Here is a 14,772-nt window from a genome sequence, read left to right on the forward strand (position 1 = left end):
CCTAAGCCCGTCTGGGGAAAGGGGGAGAACGCCCTTCATCCGATTTGTGCAACAAGGCCCACGGGAACATCTTCTCATTTTTTCGAATGCGAGCGGAGGGGCAACTGACTGAACATCGGGCATCGGAAGGGTTGCGTCAATGGCGTGACAAGACCGGACTGAGCCGTGATCTGCGCTTGCAGGATTGTCGCGGCATGCTGCCACCCTTCTACTTAATGCAGGGCTGAAACTGGCTGAAATCTCTAATCACATGGGTTGGTCTATTCGCAACTCGGCAAACGTAATTGAACATTATGCCCGCGTTTCGCCGGATGAAACTGATGCTGTACTGGTAAAGCTGGAACGAGCAAAGGGGGACGGACAATGAACTACATTGTAGACGCCCTGTAAGTCGCGCAATGTGCGTAATCTATGAGGTAAGCTAGGTGTTTGATTTTAAATGGAGGCGAGTACGAGACTCAAGGGCAATCAATTCAACACCTTGAATTATAAGGATATATCATTCACTAAAATGTCCAGAGTAGTGTCCAAAAGACGCATGGATGTGTCCAGAAACGCCCGCGATTGGATCACTGTCGGGTATCCCGCAACGGGTATGGAAGCCACCCTTTGTGGAAATGTGGAAGTCTGCTTTTCATTCTATATTCCGGTAGCTTCATATTGGTGTGGAATATATTCAACTTCCGGTATAGTTCAGGCGAAGCTACAACCCGTTTGAATGTTTGCAAGCACGAAACCAGTGTGAAGTCAGTTTGTGAAGGTGAGCCTGTAAATGATAATCCGTAGTGCTATTCGATGTGAAACCTGTGGGAGTGTAGTGACGGTCCGCATTGGTATGGGGCAGGGTGTTAGACAAGAGCACACGGTCCGATGCCGCGATTGCCAAGAGCCAATGTCATTTGGAATGACAGTGGATTATCAAGAAATATCAACAAACGTTTTCGCAATTGATGGTTGCGCGATAATCAAATCTCCAGGCTACGGAGTTGGTCCCGTGATTAACGTGGACGCCAGTTTCATTGTACCGGAAGGGATGGTGGATCAAGATTTCTCATTCCATAGACTCATGCAGATGGATGATATCCATAAAGCTGCTGAAGCCTATGGCCCGCTGCCAACTAAGCAGTTTGACCCAGATGAACCTCGGCGTCCTTCAGCGGATCATGTGTCAGAGTGGAGACACCTGAAGAAAGCTATTTCTTTATCCTCCAACGGGAAGGCGAAGTTAGCGAGTAAGAAAGTGAACGCGGCCACTGCTGAGTTTTACGCTGATGACCCGCTGTCCGGTCCAACCGATTGGTTTTTTCGATTTACGCTCACGTTCCTTGGGCGCAAACATGGCGTCCACTTTAAGGCTATGATGGAAGAGTTCCGATCTATTTCTAAAGCAGGTGATTGTAACGACCTGATGGACCATTATGCCGCGTCAATGGTGGGCGAAAGGTTCAGCCGATACCGTGAGATTTACACCGATTTCTTTTCCAAACATTCACAGTTTGCCCAAGTGGCATTGCAGGCAGGTCTTGGACTCGTTCCTGCTGATGACATGGTTGCTACTTCAGTTCAGTTCGATCAGGTGAAATCGTTCTACGGTGACGCCTATGAGATTTTTGCTGGGAGCGTAGATTTCCTTGCCATGCTCAACAACGTCAAGCATGGCCGTAAGTTCGATGAGTTTGAAACGCTCACGCTGGACAGGTATCAGAAGCTTGATAACGCCAGCAAATTTAATCCTTTTGGGGCAAACGTCGTGTTCGTGGCCCTCTGTTCAGAGAAGGACAATCAACTGCGGAATGCATCTCACCATAAAGGTATTAAGATGGACGCTGATGGCAGAACGTTAAGGTACCGCGCTGGTAAGGGCGGTACTGGACCTGAACTGGAGATGACCTACGCAAGCTATCTTTATCGATCTGTGACGCTGTTTCTTCAGATATCGGTTATGGCGGCGGTTGAATTGACCATTTGCTCTGGCAGCAAGATCGATTTGCCATTCGATTGATTGAACTTGGTACCGTTTGTTCGCGTAAGCCTCAACTGTATTGGGATATTTTGCAGCTAAGGGCGGCAGGAGGATTTTCCGTATCTACCATCAGAACTGAACATCTCTTAGGCACAGCACATGATGAATTTTGATAACCCGCGATTGCGATAATTAGCACATTGCGGGCCAGTTCAGAAACTATGGCAAGCCTCTAATTGAATATATTTCAACGAAGGAGGGGAGGTCAATTACGCGGGGGAGCCGCCGCGTTTCGCCTGTCAGGTCTTGGAGATCAGCTTTGGCTCTCTTATATCGTCGTTTTTCAAAAGAATATCACCAACCTTCGAAGTCGGAGTAAGCGGTTATTAGTTCCAAATGTTCTGACACAGACATTTGCCCAATTTGGTCTTAGTGGTTATTTTGGATGTAATGGTTTTGAGAATTTTAGGTCATCATACTGCCCATCGCTGACTGCACGACTCAAGCAGTCATCGGTGCCGAACCTATGGGAAATCGGTTTGACACCGCCATGCCCATATTTGATGGCAAACTGTACCAGTGGTTCTTCCTCTGGTCCGGTTGTTATTAGCTGTCCCATGTTGTCAAAAACTCCATAACATCGGAACCAGCCTGCATTGTGCGGTTCAATGGTCCTGAGGATTCTTGCAGGGATATCCCAACCGGAAAAATAGGTGGCCGTAGCAACTCCTTGTCCTTCAATGCCAGAACTGACCAACCCGATGACTAGACCGCGTTCATTGAACACGGGCCCGCCACTCATGCCGCCCGGCCACTCAGCCTCTACTCGTATCATCGGCCAAGGGCTCCGCCGATCCCCGTTAGCTGGTTCGATGTCAGTTATGCTTCCAATTGAGCCGTAGATGTATTGCTGCAACGGTCGATCCTCGCCGTGACCATGCTTGTCTAGGTCAAGTCCAGCAAAGCCAAACGCCATAACGGCTTCACCCACTTTTGGCTGCCAATGCGTAAGGTCCAATGGGAAGTACTGTGCAGGTGTATTGCCATCCCCAGACGGATGAATTTCTAAAGATGCAAGCTCTGAGAGATTTCGAAGGATAGGATTTTGGAACGGTTGGTTGTCTACGGCACATTGAACGTTCATCCCAGCCAAGGGACGCCATGCGTCGACGGGAACTGGAACGTGCCCATAGGTTATACCGTTGAGTTCAAGTGCGACCAACCTTCTATCGGGTAGCAACATGATTGTGTCACCAGTATCATTGATTGAAAGCATGTCTTCAACAACATGGAATGCGGTTGCACATCCTCCCCAAGGGTCGATCCGAAATGTTGTGCCATGACCGATTGGGCGGTGTTCGGGACGCAATGGATCAAAATCGAACAGCGGCAGGATACGAGCCCGCAGGGCCGGGTCTTGGACTAAGAACAGTCCTCTCTCGTCAAGTTCATTTTGGTCAGGATTGTATGGGAACGGCATGGAAAGCTTCCATTCGGGAATATGAGACCTGGGTTTGGAGGAGATTAACTCTGCAACATATTTTCTCACCGTTTGTGCGGGATGGCAACTGAACCAGTTAGTCTGATTCTCAAAAACGGTCGTTATCCGAGTTCTCGATACCAATGTATGATACAGTCACTGTTGCCCTTACAAATCAGATTCCAAAATTATCAATACCCCCTATCGTAACGAATCGCAAACCCAGCTATGAAGGTGATGAGTTTCGAGAAGGAGGCACAATGAACATCGGCTACGCAAGGATCAGCACTGACGGTCAAACCCATGCTGCACAGATCAACGCATTGGAGGCTGCGGGATGTGCCAAGATTTTCACCGAGACCGCTTCGGGTGCAAAGAAGGATCGACCTATTCTAGCTGAAGCACTGGCGTACCTTCGTCCAAACTCTGATGATAAACTGGTTGTATACAAGCTGGACCGTGTGGCCCGCAGCCTTCCGCACTTGATCGAGATTATGGAGACGCTGAATGCTGACGGTATCGAGTTCCAAAGCCTTACCGAAGCCATCGACACGAAGACTCCTGGTGGCCGCCTGCTCTTTCATGTGATGGGGGCAATTTCTGCCTTCGAAAGAGACCTCGTGATCGAACGCACACAGGCTGGCCTCAAGGCGGCAAGAGCCAAAGGACGTGTCGGCGGGCGTCCACGTCGTATGACCGACGACAAGATCAACGCCGTGCGTGAACTGCTGGCCAGTGGAACGCCCGTGAAGGACGCTGCTACGGCTGTTGGGGTGTCTGTACCAACGTTGTACAGATGGCTACCTGGTGCGTCGCGTTAGGCAGCTAAAGCGGATACTGATCGACTTCGGTTTTGCACCACGCAGGTATGGTTAGATTGTCGATGACAAACTCACGGTGATCCAGTCCAGAATTTATGGTAAGCCTTTGGTTGTATAGATTTCGATGAACGAGGGGAGATCAATAACGCGGGGGAGCCGCCGCGTATCGCCGGTCAGGTCTTCGAGATCGGCTTCAGCTTTCTTGTACACCTTAGCCATCTGAAGAACTCGGCCAGCAATACCAGGGCCACCATCAATCTCTGACCACGCCTGTTTAACAAAGGGCCACAGTTTTATTTCATAGATCAAATCAGTCATAGTGAATTGCCCACCATCGTTTCCAGCGATCATTGGCAACTGTCTCATGAGGTCTAAGATATCTCTATCACAAGCGATCTCCAAGTAGCTTTGGGTGTTGGGAATGCCGTCGATGTCGTTCAGGGACAATTCTTGGGGTGGTTGCATTTGGTATCAGTCCTTTGATCAGCTACTTTTCATGCATCAGTTCTTAAAAATGATGCTCAAGATTATTTAGCCAGATACTCTTGGATCGTGCCCGGGTTCAGGCCGTTGCAGTCTCACTGGCATGATCTCAGTTGCGTCTCCGACGATGCACGTGCAGGATGTTGATGATTGTAATGACAGTACGAATTGTAGGAAGGCGCGATAATGGCAGGAAATGAGGTAGCAAAGGCGGATGGTGGCAAATCTCTGTCGTTGGACACGTCGAAAGGTCAAATTGATATCTCCGGACTGTCGGAAGAGGCGCAACAGGAATTGACAATGTATGCGGCCCGGAAGCAAATCGACCTGCAATCTGCTATGCAGAAGTTGAGCATTGATCTGCAAGGAACGTCCTCTGCCGTGAACAACATGGCGGATGTAACCAGACGCATGACAGAGTCAGGCGATGCCAACACCACAAGGATCACACTCGAAAACAGTGCCGGAAAAACAGAAGTGATCATGGGCAACACCGACGAAGCCAAACGCGGCAATGTGGACAAGAAAAATGACACATGGATGTATATCGTCGGCGGCATAGTAGTCTTGATGATTGTTGCATCGGTCCTTAGCAGCTAATGTCCAAAACTATTTTCTTGGGCAACGGGTCCACCGTTGACGCAGTATTGGATCGACACGGGCGCTGGGCATCCAAGCTGAACGAACAAGATGCACGGCGGCTGCGCAATGATGTCACCGATCTGGTGACGCATGGGCAGATACTGAGCGATCAGGGTGCATCGTTCAAGAGCAAGCGGACGGTTGAATTGACTGACGCGCAGGTCGTGTTGGATGCCCGGTTTGGGGCGGTAAATCTATGGGATCGACTCTTATTGAAGTTGAGGGCGTAGCATGGCGGCACGGCGCAGGCGTTCAGGCTACAAGAGCAGCTACCGTAAAAACTATGGTCAAGAGGCGGCACGGCGGCACATCGCAGAGGCGGCGGAATTGTCCGAACGTCTTGGTGGTATGGACAACGAGGTGAAGGACTTTTTCTTTGGTCTCGATTCATCCCGGCTCAAGGACGTGTTCGTTGCATACGGACGCCAGTTCGGGTTCGACAAACAGGACTATGCAGAACAGACCTTCACCAAGTGGAAGGGTGGGGAACGTAAAATGAGCGGCCTTGTGGCGGGGCGATTGTTCGACCTGTTACCACCGATCATGCCAATGGACTTAAAACTTCGCATTGTGGAAGGCTTGTTTGATAAGGCGGGTAAGAAGCGCACCGATCACGTCTTGGCACCGTTGACGATGCCCGCCGCACAGGTCGTGGCTTTCGTGGACCAGACGTTGTTCTCAGACTTGAGTGAGGAAGGCATAGACGCTGGGTTGAAGCGTCAGTTCAAGTGGCTGGCAGGCGACGATGCAGCGGTGTCCGAAAAGCTGTTGAACCATTCCTTGCAGGTGACGTTCGATGCCAAGAAGGCGGCATTTTCGGCGATCATGGACCAGTTTGACCGCGAACGGCAAAACCACGCCGATACCATCACAGAGGTGGTGTCTACTATTCGTCTGCGTCAGCACGAAGTGCGGATCAAGCGGACAGACATAATTGAAGCCCCCAAGGTCGTTGACCCAATGACATTTGAGCGTGGAGGGCGTGAACCACCTAAGGCGGATAGTGACTACGGGTGGCTGGTGTGGCTGGGGATTGGCGGGGCGGTCCTCTACTTCCTGTTTGCACAGTGATTCAAAAGCGGGTTGCATGGCTGTTTGTCCCGGCAATGCTGCTAATGGTCGGCTGGGTGGCCACCGATCAGAAGGCAAACCCGGTGGTCCCTTCCATGTCCACTGTTCCGTCCACCATCCGGGCGCAGGATATAAGGGTGGTTGACGGGGACACTATTGCGCTGGGCGCTGACAACATCCGCTTGATGGGGTTCGATACACCGGAAACGTACAGGGCAAAATGCACATTTGAGCGGAACAGAGGGGACGCCGCAACGCAGCGTCTGCGTAACCTTGTGGATGGCGCGAACACGCTTGATGTGCGCCTTACAGGACGCCGTGATAAGTTCGGGCGGGGGTTGGGTGGTCTCTATGTAAATGGGCGCGACGTGGGTGCGTTGTTGATAGAGGAAGGGCTGGCACGGCCTTATCATGGCGGAACACGGCAAGGGTGGTGTGATGGTACGTGAGCGCCTAACATTGCGCATCCGGTCCTTTGGTGATCTTTGTCAATCCTACCGCCCCTGGACCACATAAGCCCATGATGGAAAATCTCGAACAGCTTTTAAAACTACCCTACCAGACGCTTGCTATTCTGGTCGGTGGCTATCTTGCGTATCGTTTAGCCTACACTGGGCGGGACAGTACCCATAGGACGATTGACACGGCGGCGATTGCGTTGGTGTTTGCGTTTATTGCTCAGGCGGCGTCTGCGTGGGCGCTGGTTACCTACGGTACCAGTTACCCGTCTAAGGCCAACGAAGTGCCTTTATGGTTTGGATATAGTGCAAGCATCGCCGGGATCATATTCGCGTTGATTTCCGCTGCCGTGTGGCGGCGCACCAGCGTCTCAGGCTTTGCATGGTTTCTACGCAAAACGCGGATTTCCTCATCAGACAGGCATATGGCCGCATGGGAAACCATCATCAACAAAGAAGACTCCGGGCCATCATCTATAGCAGTGATTAGGAAAGACGGGTCAGCAGTCGCATGTGAACGATTGGACGCTTTCAAAAATGCGCCTTTTGGCCCAATGATCCAAGGTCAGGATGGCTCAATCGCCTTGTATGTAACATCATCACGGGCTGCGGGGTCAGAAAACTGGATTGATGCTGACCCAAACTATGCAGATTGGGGGCCAGAGATAACAATCATCCCCGCTGGGGAAGTTTCAGAGGTGCGTATCCGACACAACCCATCACTTCTTAGGCGGTGGCGGCGCAGACGGGGCGCTGGGGATGGGCCTGGCGTTGTCCGGGATGAAGACTCCACCAGCTAACGCTGGTTCAGTTGCTGTTTCGGTATTCATAGTCAAGTGATCTACCTCTTGGGTGGCGGCGGTGCTGTCGGGGCACTGGGCGTCGGACGGGTGTTTGTTTCAGGTATGCTTCTACCGCCACCGGGAATTGTGCGGGGTGTTGGCATCGGTGCGGGTGACTTGGCCATGATGTTACCTCTTAGGTTTTGGTGGTGGCGCAGATGATGGGGCGCTGGCAGTCGGTTGCTGCGAACGAGTTAGCGGTGTCGAAGGCCGGGATGCGGGTTTGGCAATCGGTGCTGATTTCTGTGACATATGATCTTACCTCTTAGGCTTCGGGGGCGGCGGTGCAGTCGGTGCGCTTGCTGTTGGCTGTTGCGACCCTGTGTGCCGTGTTGAATCACGTGACGCGGGTTTTGCAGTCGGTACGATCCTGACGGTGGATTTTGATGGTGGCGTGGGCGTCTTAGCCATCGGCTTTTACCTTTTTGGTTTCGGTGGTGGTGGCGTGGTCGGTGCGCTGGCGTGTGGTTGTTGTGAGTGAATAGAGAGGTATGGGTCGTTAGGGGGGCGTTCGCTCACTTGTGGTGCGGGCTTGGTTTCTCTGTCTCCATCGTCCTTGGACATGCTTTTTGCCTCTTAGTTGTGTATTGGGGTTAGCGTGAACATACCGCGAACCGGTGTAGTCTGCCACACATAATATGGCAGAAATGGCTGACGGTGGTACAGGGTGCGGTACGGACAGCCAAGTGATGTTCGGGTACGTGGGCGCGGCCAATGGTGAAGGGGGGGGAAGGGGGGATGCTAATAGTATACCTTAGTGGTTGCTCTTCGTTCCCCTAAATCGGTTTGACCAAGCTTAACTACGAATCCATTCATGTTGGGGGACGCCGCAGAGCGGCGGCTCAACCGGGGCCCTGTTGATCCGATGAGTGCCGGAGGCACGATGCGGGTCAATGGTTCCCGTCAGGTAGATCATCATGATACAGGCGATATCGGTCATGGGTCGCGCCCGTGAACAGTTTCAGATCGCGGTAGAGAGATGATTTGATGAATACCATGTGCATATCTTGTTTCTGCTCTGGTGTTGATCGGAGCCCAAGGTTTCTCCCTAAATCCTGAAACAAGGTATCCCTCATCGCCATTGCAACAGGATCATCAAGATCGAATTTTTGACCAAGGATACAAAGTTGATCATATTCACCCAAGCTGGGATATGTGATGATAGTGGCGATGGTGATGCCCGTCAGGTCGTTTCGACCACGTGCTGCCTGATGTGAACAAACTTGGTCTTCGTATTTCTTGTCGATGTTCTTCAGATTGTTGCTAATCACAAAATCGATGCCGGACTCCAACAAGTCCTTGGCCATGCTGATCACACTGGTACGGCTTGTCTTGTCCGGAGCACGTGCATCCTCATCGAAATAGATGGGCACAAGCTCATTGAACAGATGTGGGGTGTTCGTGAGGTTCGTAGTCCTCAGATATTGCCACTCCTTCCGTTTTGGTTCTTCACCAGCGTCCAGCTTAACTTGGTCTTCTGCTCGATGGGCCAATGCAACGGAACTTGCAATGCAGCGTGGCAGGTCTTCAGTCGTCAGTATGACCACGGGACAACCAAGGTTTGACCACCACCGGTGTTCTTTGCTGTAGTACGTGCCGGTACGCTGCGCGTAGATATTGATTCCATCTACACCTTTGCCAAATGGGAACCGCTTCGCATCAACCGTCAGCTTGTCCGTTTTCTGGTATCCGATCTGGTTGATCCGGTTACATTCATCGAACCCCATTGGTGGTGACTTGTAGCTCCCAACAACCTCGTCGAATGCCTGTACTTGGGCTGGCAGACCGACATCTTTCCACGAACTCCCAGTGGATTTATTGGCCACCTTCGCCACCTTCTTCGCCAGCTTAACATCTTCCTTGGTGTCAATGCCGACCAAATCTTCCCACCCCACTTCATCGTATATGACTTGGTAGAGGCCCATCTCACGTATGCATTGTTTTATCCCATCTTGGTTAAAGTCATCCGGGAAGCCTGGATGCAGAAACGCTTTGCTGATCTGTGAATGGGGCCAGTTTTTCAGCAGGCTATGAACGCAAAATACCACAGTGTGGGTTGGATCAAACATTGAATGCGCGTTGATCATCCACATTTCATCGCGGAGTTCCGTCATACGGTTGTAAACAGCAGGCTGCAATGATCTGACTGCATGGAGAAAGCTGACATTACCATTGTCACCTGCCTGTCTTCGCTCTATTGGTTTGACGCCATACTCATCAACGGCTTCTTGGTAGAGCTTGCTCAATGACTTGATGACGACCGCACAGGTGTTGCCATTTTCAATTCCTATGAATTCATCGCGTTTTGCATTTGCCTGTTCATATGATTTGCAGGCGAAACATATAAAGCCTGGTATTGGCGACCACGTGTCTCCATCTCGTTGCGTGGTTCGGTGTTGGCGATCAGATTCCCGATCCCAGCGCAGTTCCTGTACGTGTTGCATCAGTGCATAGGTCTTGCCGATACCCTCTGGTGCCTGGACCAAAGTGGTACCAGGTGCGTCAGCGACATTACGTAAGATGCCGCTAAGGTTCGCTCTGGCCGTGTCACGACTTAAAGCCTTTTCACCAAACGATGCTGAGTATTTTCGAGGTCGGTTGGATTTTGATTTTTCCGACGCAATGGGGCTAACCTGTTGTACGGCCAGGCGCTGCTCAACAATGTTCAGTGTTTCATCCAGCGTGTATCCATTCGGTAGGAACAACGGGCCGCTGTGAGCGCCGATACCTGACGGGGCAACCATTCGGTAGTCGCCACGCACAAAGGTGGTCGGATTGCCATCATTAGCATGGTTCTTGAAGAACAGGTAATTGTAGGGCTCAAGATATTCGATCCTGGTCGGCTCAGGGTATTGGGCCCATCCACATTCGTGCAGATACCTTTTCAACTCATTGATGAGTGCATCCCCCCCCCTTCAGCGATACCGCCCGTTTGCTCGGTCTACTCTGAGAATGTCGTTCCACCTCCATGATCGCTTTCGCTGACTCGGCCAGCATCAGCGTGTTCGTTGAGCCGGTAGGGGCACGTGACAACATATGCTCTTGGATGACGGTCTGCTCAATGAAATCGCCTGGCCGGAACCCATGGACGTTTGGCTTTTCACCATCCAGAAACATTCTGGTTCCCCAAGGAGATCGGCGCTTTTGGATATATGATGATAGGCGTTCATCAAACTTGATGGGCACACCAAGTGACCGTTGAACTGTTGTGGCCAAATGCACCCAAGTTGACCGGTATAGCTCATGCAGCACCTGGTCCGGTACATCGCCTTGCCACGTGGCATTGGCCCATGCCGATTTCTTTGCTAATTCCTTTGATAGGTGCCGGGTGTCGAATACCAGGTGTATGTGAAGGCTCTTGTTGCCGCTGAAAACGGTGAAGTATCCTCGATAATCTTGGTATCGGGACAGTGCTGTGTGTACTTTGTTAAAATCACACATGTCACGTTTGCCAGCAAACCAATCCAACTGCATTTCCAAAGATGCGGCGTCAGGGCCATCGTGTTCAAACGTGAAAACCATCCACCCACCATTGGTGATGCGCTGTCCGGGCGGTGTGTAGCCGGATGCCACGCCGCGCTTCTTTTTTGATGGATCGTATTGAGCGAAACGAAGCGGATTGCTGAACAATTCCGCTTCCTTCTGAATGCTATCGTTGTCGTCGCCAAATTCTTGTTTTAACTCCTCCAACGCGCTCTGACTAAAGTTGCCCATCTTGTGATAGAAGTGTGGGACATGCAGGTCGTCCTTTGGCAAATAAAGGATTGGTGAAATAAATTCCGTGAACATCCTGTTGAGATGTCTCTCGCTGGCACGTTCGATTTGCCTTTGATGCTTTGGACTTATGGCTAAGTCAGATGGTTTTTTCATGAGATACCCGTCAGTGTGTGTAGTCTATTTAGCCTGTCAGACATCTTGTCTGACACAAACAATGCGCATGGTCTGCCCGGTCGTGCTGTGTTGCCTAAATACTGTACAACCATAGGAGTGATGTCATGCAACAAAACAGGATCACGATCAGAAACATTGACGATGCCATTCTGGCTGAGGCCAGAGCAATCGTGCGATATAATGCTCAGGAAACCATGGGGGCGTTCATGTCGTCTGCCCTGGAAGCATATATTATGTCGTTACCATATGAGGCAGACGATTACTTCATTGATGCTATTGACTGATTGCTTTGGTGAAACGTGAGCATTGCTTCTTAAGTGTATTCTCAATCTCAAAGTGCCAACAGAAAATAGCATGGGCTTGTGCATAGAATACCCGTTATCCCTTGTGTCCAAGGGACCGGTTATTACAGGTGCCGCGAAATGACCCGGTTCAGATGCTCGACACTCTTTTAGACAACGCGACATAGTGGAGCGACATGCGGACAAACATGCTTTCCAAACCGGGCACCCACTAATTTCGATCAGTTCCCTTGGAAATCAAGAGCGTGACCAAAATAAACTGGATTGACCATCAAACATGGCTTTATGCAGCTATACATAGTAACTGGTGGTAGGAGCTATCGCATGATGAATGGAATGACTTCGGCGGTTTCTGTTACGGCCAATATCTCAATTCGGGTTTGGTTCATCACAAATGATCTCCTTTTAGGCTACCCGAAGGAGGCCTTTACCCGTGACCGGTGTCATCAAAAACGGCATGTTAAAAAATTGCATAGCAATGGATCATTGCGTGTCGCGTATGACCGCACCAACACAGCCATCCCAATAAGGATGCACCAAGGAATCCCGACTAACACTACTGTATTCCGCGATAAGATCACCCAGCATCATTCTACAAATGTTGGAGCAGTAGGATAGTTGTTCTCTGGTGCAAATGTCGGCATATCGTTTCAATAGGCCCACAGCAGTGTCATATGTTGGATAACTTCGAGGGATGTTTCCAAAGAGGGGTATAAGTCGCCGCTGACCGTCTCTCTTAGCCTGCAATGCAGCAATGTTTGCAACCGATGATTCATCCCCCATCTCTGCTCCGATTCTCCAATACCTTAGAGCGGCGTTTGTGTTGCCGATACGCGCATAATAAAGCCCAAGACGGTTTGCCGCGCGTGGAATACCAAGTTCCAATGCGCTCTCAAAGCTTGCGGTTGACGCAGAATTTGACTGTTGGAAACCGTTCTCCCCTGTCGCGTAAAAGACACCCATGTAGTAATGGCCCATGGGATAACCAGATGCGGATAATTCCTGAACCAGCCTTCCAGCTTGGACTGCATCCACTTCTGCCAAGGCTCTTGCAAAGTTTGCCATTGAAGTTAGATCATTTCGATCCCCATAAGCTGCGATGTTGCACCAGCGTCGAGCATCTTCATGGTCCATATCAGCCCAGTCAATACCGGCAGAGCGTCTGTTTGGATCAAGAGGATCGGACGCAAGCCTGTCGCACCTTCTTTGAGCTTCTAGCAGGACTACTGGATCGATTTCGCTTTGTTCGTAATTTGATACTGAAACCGTATCGGCACTGAAGATCACTTCAGGAACGGCTTCAACTATGGGAGTGCATACCACGTCGCCCAGCGCGTCTCGTGATCCGTTTAGGCTGAAGGCTGCTGATTGGCTATCAGAGGCCCGTACAGTCATCAAGCTGCCCGCTGCGGTGGCGCTCCATAAAGCGGTGTAGTTGTCGCCACAGGCAGCGCACTCAGTGTTTATACGTCCGTCATCGGCCCAAGCTGTCATGCTGAATGTTTCGCCATCGACATTAAACTCCACTGGTCCACCAGCGATGGGTTTCCCTCCAATATCAACGTACAACTCGCCTTCCTCACCAGCGTAACAGCTAAAGATTATTGTGTTGCCGTTTCTGTCACTGGTAGAGCTTTCCGACACACCCTGACCGTATCCGAGCACCCAACGCCCATTCATGGGCTGCGGCATTCCTTCAGTTGTTTGCTGGTTGTCACAGCGACTCCAAAATATCGTTGAACCTTCCTGCTCGATCTTCACACCATCACTGGTCGGTGAAATGGTTACTGGTTCAGAGTATGTACTGCCCTCTGCTGCACACACGGCAGTGAATTTGGTGCCATTCCCAACGGAAACAGGTGCAGTCAGGTCGCACCGGTTCTCCACTCCGTCAAGCACACCATTCTGGATAGCAAGTGCACCACCGTCCATGCCGATCTGATCAGGCGAACAGGACCATACTGATCCTTTTGGCTGGTAAATGCCGTCGATGTTCTGTGCATATACTGTATTGGTGCTGCACAGAACCAATACTGCAGCAACAAGTCCAATTGGGGTTTGGTTTGTCATGAACAATCTCTTTTTGATATATATAATCAATTTTAATCAGCGACTTCGGTATCAGGTTATTGGCATTAATGTCTAAAAGCAGTCAACGCGCGTCGAAAATTGAGGGTATAGTGACATCGATCCCATCAGGCCAAACTAAAGGCCACCCGCCCAATCGATACAAGCTTGAAGTCGGGTAATGTCACGGGATTGTACGTCCCCACGCATGATTGCTCCACCGTGGTTCTGTCCACGCCCCATCTCTCGTGAGAACACTTCCAGCATCTCAGCACTCCATTCGATGGGCGCGGGGAAAGCTTGGCTTGCGCGTTCCTGGACACGTTGGAAAGTACCCGCTGGATATTGCAGATGTCCTCGTTGAACAGCCACTTCAGCGTGAGGATAAATGCCCACACAGTAGCCATAGAAGATTGCGTCACTCTCTTCTATCGATGGTTTGCAGGCCGACAAGGCAGTGACTGCAATCATCGGCAACATCATTCCGAAACGGTGCATCATTAGATATCTTCCTCGCTGGTCAACTCTTTATACTGGATCAGGTCTTGGATCGTAACGGCACCGTCTGTTGCATCAACAATCGCCTGAAGTGTCCTTCGCGAGGGAATGTTAATACCGTCCCTGGCCCTCAGCACTGTTGGGGCGCTAACACCGCAGAGGTTTCCAAAAGTCTTTAGACTAAGCTTGTTTTGATTGAGGTAATCCTTGAGCGTCATGGTGTCATTACCTATCGTGTAATAAATGATTCGTCA

The 14,772-nt window shown here is 50.8% G+C and carries 15 protein-coding genes; 8 read left to right on the forward strand and 7 right to left on the reverse strand.

The annotated features are described in order from the left end of the window. The first annotated feature begins 910 nt into the window (after positions 1-910). Complete coding sequence (locus tag V7775_RS10040) at positions 911-2,002, forward strand: hypothetical protein (protein WP_335751766.1); 1,092 nt, start codon at positions 911-913, stop codon at positions 2,000-2,002. Positions 2,003-2,399: 397 nt separating this feature from the next. On the opposite strand, the gene V7775_RS10045 is transcribed toward V7775_RS10040, so the two are convergent. Further along, positions 2,400-3,443: a S1 family peptidase gene (locus V7775_RS10045; RefSeq protein ID WP_335751767.1), complete on the reverse strand. Its 1,044-nt coding sequence runs from the start codon at positions 3,441-3,443 to the stop codon at positions 2,400-2,402. A 260-nt stretch (positions 3,444-3,703) separates the two neighbouring features. Here V7775_RS10045 and V7775_RS10050 point away from each other — a divergent pair, with 260 nt between their 5' ends. Next, complete coding sequence (locus V7775_RS10050; RefSeq protein WP_184566887.1) at positions 3,704-4,264, forward strand: recombinase family protein; 561 nt, start codon at positions 3,704-3,706, stop codon at positions 4,262-4,264. 93 nt (positions 4,265-4,357) lie between these two features. On the opposite strand, the gene V7775_RS10055 is transcribed toward V7775_RS10050, so the two are convergent. Further along, positions 4,358-4,729: a hypothetical protein gene (locus V7775_RS10055; RefSeq protein WP_335751768.1), complete on the reverse strand. Its 372-nt coding sequence runs from the start codon at positions 4,727-4,729 to the stop codon at positions 4,358-4,360. A 204-nt stretch (positions 4,730-4,933) separates the two neighbouring features. Here V7775_RS10055 and V7775_RS10060 point away from each other — a divergent pair, with 204 nt between their 5' ends. From V7775_RS10060 to V7775_RS10080, 5 genes are all read left to right on the forward strand, one after another. Then, on the forward strand, positions 4,934-5,347 hold the full coding sequence (locus tag V7775_RS10060; protein ID WP_335751769.1) for a hypothetical protein: 414 nt from the start codon (positions 4,934-4,936) through the stop codon (positions 5,345-5,347). Beyond that, positions 5,347-5,619: a hypothetical protein gene (locus tag V7775_RS10065; RefSeq protein ID WP_335751770.1), complete on the forward strand. Its 273-nt coding sequence runs from the start codon at positions 5,347-5,349 to the stop codon at positions 5,617-5,619. The genes V7775_RS10060 and V7775_RS10065 overlap by 1 nt, the downstream gene beginning before the upstream one ends. A gap of 1 nt (position 5,620) precedes the next feature. After that, positions 5,621-6,460 (forward strand): hypothetical protein, encoded by an 840-nt coding sequence (locus tag V7775_RS10070; protein WP_335751771.1) that lies wholly within the window; start codon positions 5,621-5,623, stop codon positions 6,458-6,460. 95 nt (positions 6,461-6,555) lie between these two features. Then, on the forward strand, positions 6,556-6,909 hold the full coding sequence (locus V7775_RS10075; protein ID WP_335751772.1) for a thermonuclease family protein: 354 nt from the start codon (positions 6,556-6,558) through the stop codon (positions 6,907-6,909). Positions 6,910-6,980: 71 nt separating this feature from the next. After that, a complete protein-coding gene (locus tag V7775_RS10080; RefSeq protein ID WP_184566899.1) occupies positions 6,981-7,718 on the forward strand; it encodes a hypothetical protein in 738 nt (245 codons plus the stop codon). Between the two features lie 932 nt (positions 7,719-8,650). Here V7775_RS10080 and V7775_RS10085 read toward each other — a convergent pair. Together V7775_RS10085 and V7775_RS10090 are read right to left on the reverse strand one after the other, a co-directional pair. Further along, a complete protein-coding gene (locus tag V7775_RS10085; protein WP_335751773.1) occupies positions 8,651-10,648 on the reverse strand; it encodes a hypothetical protein in 1,998 nt (665 codons plus the stop codon). Position 10,649: 1 nt separating this feature from the next. Beyond that, positions 10,650-11,630, reverse strand: a complete 981-nt coding sequence (locus V7775_RS10090) for a hypothetical protein (RefSeq protein ID WP_335751774.1) — start codon at positions 11,628-11,630, stop codon at positions 10,650-10,652. A gap of 125 nt (positions 11,631-11,755) precedes the next feature. On the opposite strand from V7775_RS10090, the gene V7775_RS10095 reads away from it, so the two are divergent. After that, positions 11,756-11,935 carry a hypothetical protein gene (locus V7775_RS10095; RefSeq protein ID WP_335751775.1) on the forward strand — a complete coding sequence of 60 codons (180 nt, stop codon included), beginning with the start codon at positions 11,756-11,758 and terminating at the stop codon, positions 11,933-11,935. A gap of 501 nt (positions 11,936-12,436) precedes the next feature. Here the strand turns inward: V7775_RS10095 and V7775_RS10100 are convergent. The 3 genes from V7775_RS10100 to V7775_RS10110 form a co-directional block, all read right to left on the reverse strand. After that, positions 12,437-14,023 (reverse strand): tetratricopeptide repeat protein, encoded by a 1,587-nt coding sequence (locus V7775_RS10100; protein ID WP_335751776.1) that lies wholly within the window; start codon positions 14,021-14,023, stop codon positions 12,437-12,439. 135 nt (positions 14,024-14,158) lie between these two features. Then, a complete protein-coding gene (locus V7775_RS10105) occupies positions 14,159-14,521 on the reverse strand; it encodes a hypothetical protein (RefSeq protein WP_335751777.1) in 363 nt (120 codons plus the stop codon). Then, positions 14,521-14,736, reverse strand: a complete 216-nt coding sequence (locus V7775_RS10110; protein WP_335751778.1) for a helix-turn-helix transcriptional regulator — start codon at positions 14,734-14,736, stop codon at positions 14,521-14,523. The genes V7775_RS10105 and V7775_RS10110 overlap by 1 nt, the downstream gene beginning before the upstream one ends. Positions 14,737-14,772: the final 36 nt, after the last annotated feature.

The sequence above is a fragment of the Sulfitobacter sp. genome (assembly GCF_036960155.1).
Classification (GTDB): Bacteria; Pseudomonadota; Alphaproteobacteria; order Rhodobacterales; family Rhodobacteraceae; genus Sulfitobacter.

What these genes read in the sequence shown, in the direction of transcription:
- V7775_RS10045 (WP_335751767.1), bottom strand. Translation starts at nt 3,443, where the DNA reads ATGCCGTTCCCATACAATCCTGACCAAAATGAACTTGACGAGAGAGGA.
- V7775_RS10050 (WP_184566887.1), top strand. Translation starts at nt 3,704, where the DNA reads ATGAACATCGGCTACGCAAGGATCAGCACTGACGGTCAAACCCATGCT.
- V7775_RS10055 (WP_335751768.1), bottom strand. Translation starts at nt 4,729, where the DNA reads ATGCAACCACCCCAAGAATTGTCCCTGAACGACATCGACGGCATTCCC.
- V7775_RS10060 (WP_335751769.1), top strand. Translation starts at nt 4,934, where the DNA reads ATGGCAGGAAATGAGGTAGCAAAGGCGGATGGTGGCAAATCTCTGTCG.
- V7775_RS10065 (WP_335751770.1), top strand. Translation starts at nt 5,347, where the DNA reads ATGTCCAAAACTATTTTCTTGGGCAACGGGTCCACCGTTGACGCAGTA.
- V7775_RS10070 (WP_335751771.1), top strand. Translation starts at nt 5,621, where the DNA reads ATGGCGGCACGGCGCAGGCGTTCAGGCTACAAGAGCAGCTACCGTAAA.
- V7775_RS10075 (WP_335751772.1), top strand. Translation starts at nt 6,556, where the DNA reads ATGTCCACTGTTCCGTCCACCATCCGGGCGCAGGATATAAGGGTGGTT.
- V7775_RS10080 (WP_184566899.1), top strand. Translation starts at nt 6,981, where the DNA reads ATGATGGAAAATCTCGAACAGCTTTTAAAACTACCCTACCAGACGCTT.
- V7775_RS10090 (WP_335751774.1), bottom strand. Translation starts at nt 11,630, where the DNA reads ATGAAAAAACCATCTGACTTAGCCATAAGTCCAAAGCATCAAAGGCAA.
- V7775_RS10095 (WP_335751775.1), top strand. Translation starts at nt 11,756, where the DNA reads ATGCAACAAAACAGGATCACGATCAGAAACATTGACGATGCCATTCTG.
- V7775_RS10100 (WP_335751776.1), bottom strand. Translation starts at nt 14,023, where the DNA reads ATGACAAACCAAACCCCAATTGGACTTGTTGCTGCAGTATTGGTTCTG.
- V7775_RS10105 (WP_335751777.1), bottom strand. Translation starts at nt 14,521, where the DNA reads ATGATGCACCGTTTCGGAATGATGTTGCCGATGATTGCAGTCACTGCC.
- V7775_RS10110 (WP_335751778.1), bottom strand. Translation starts at nt 14,736, where the DNA reads ATGACGCTCAAGGATTACCTCAATCAAAACAAGCTTAGTCTAAAGACT.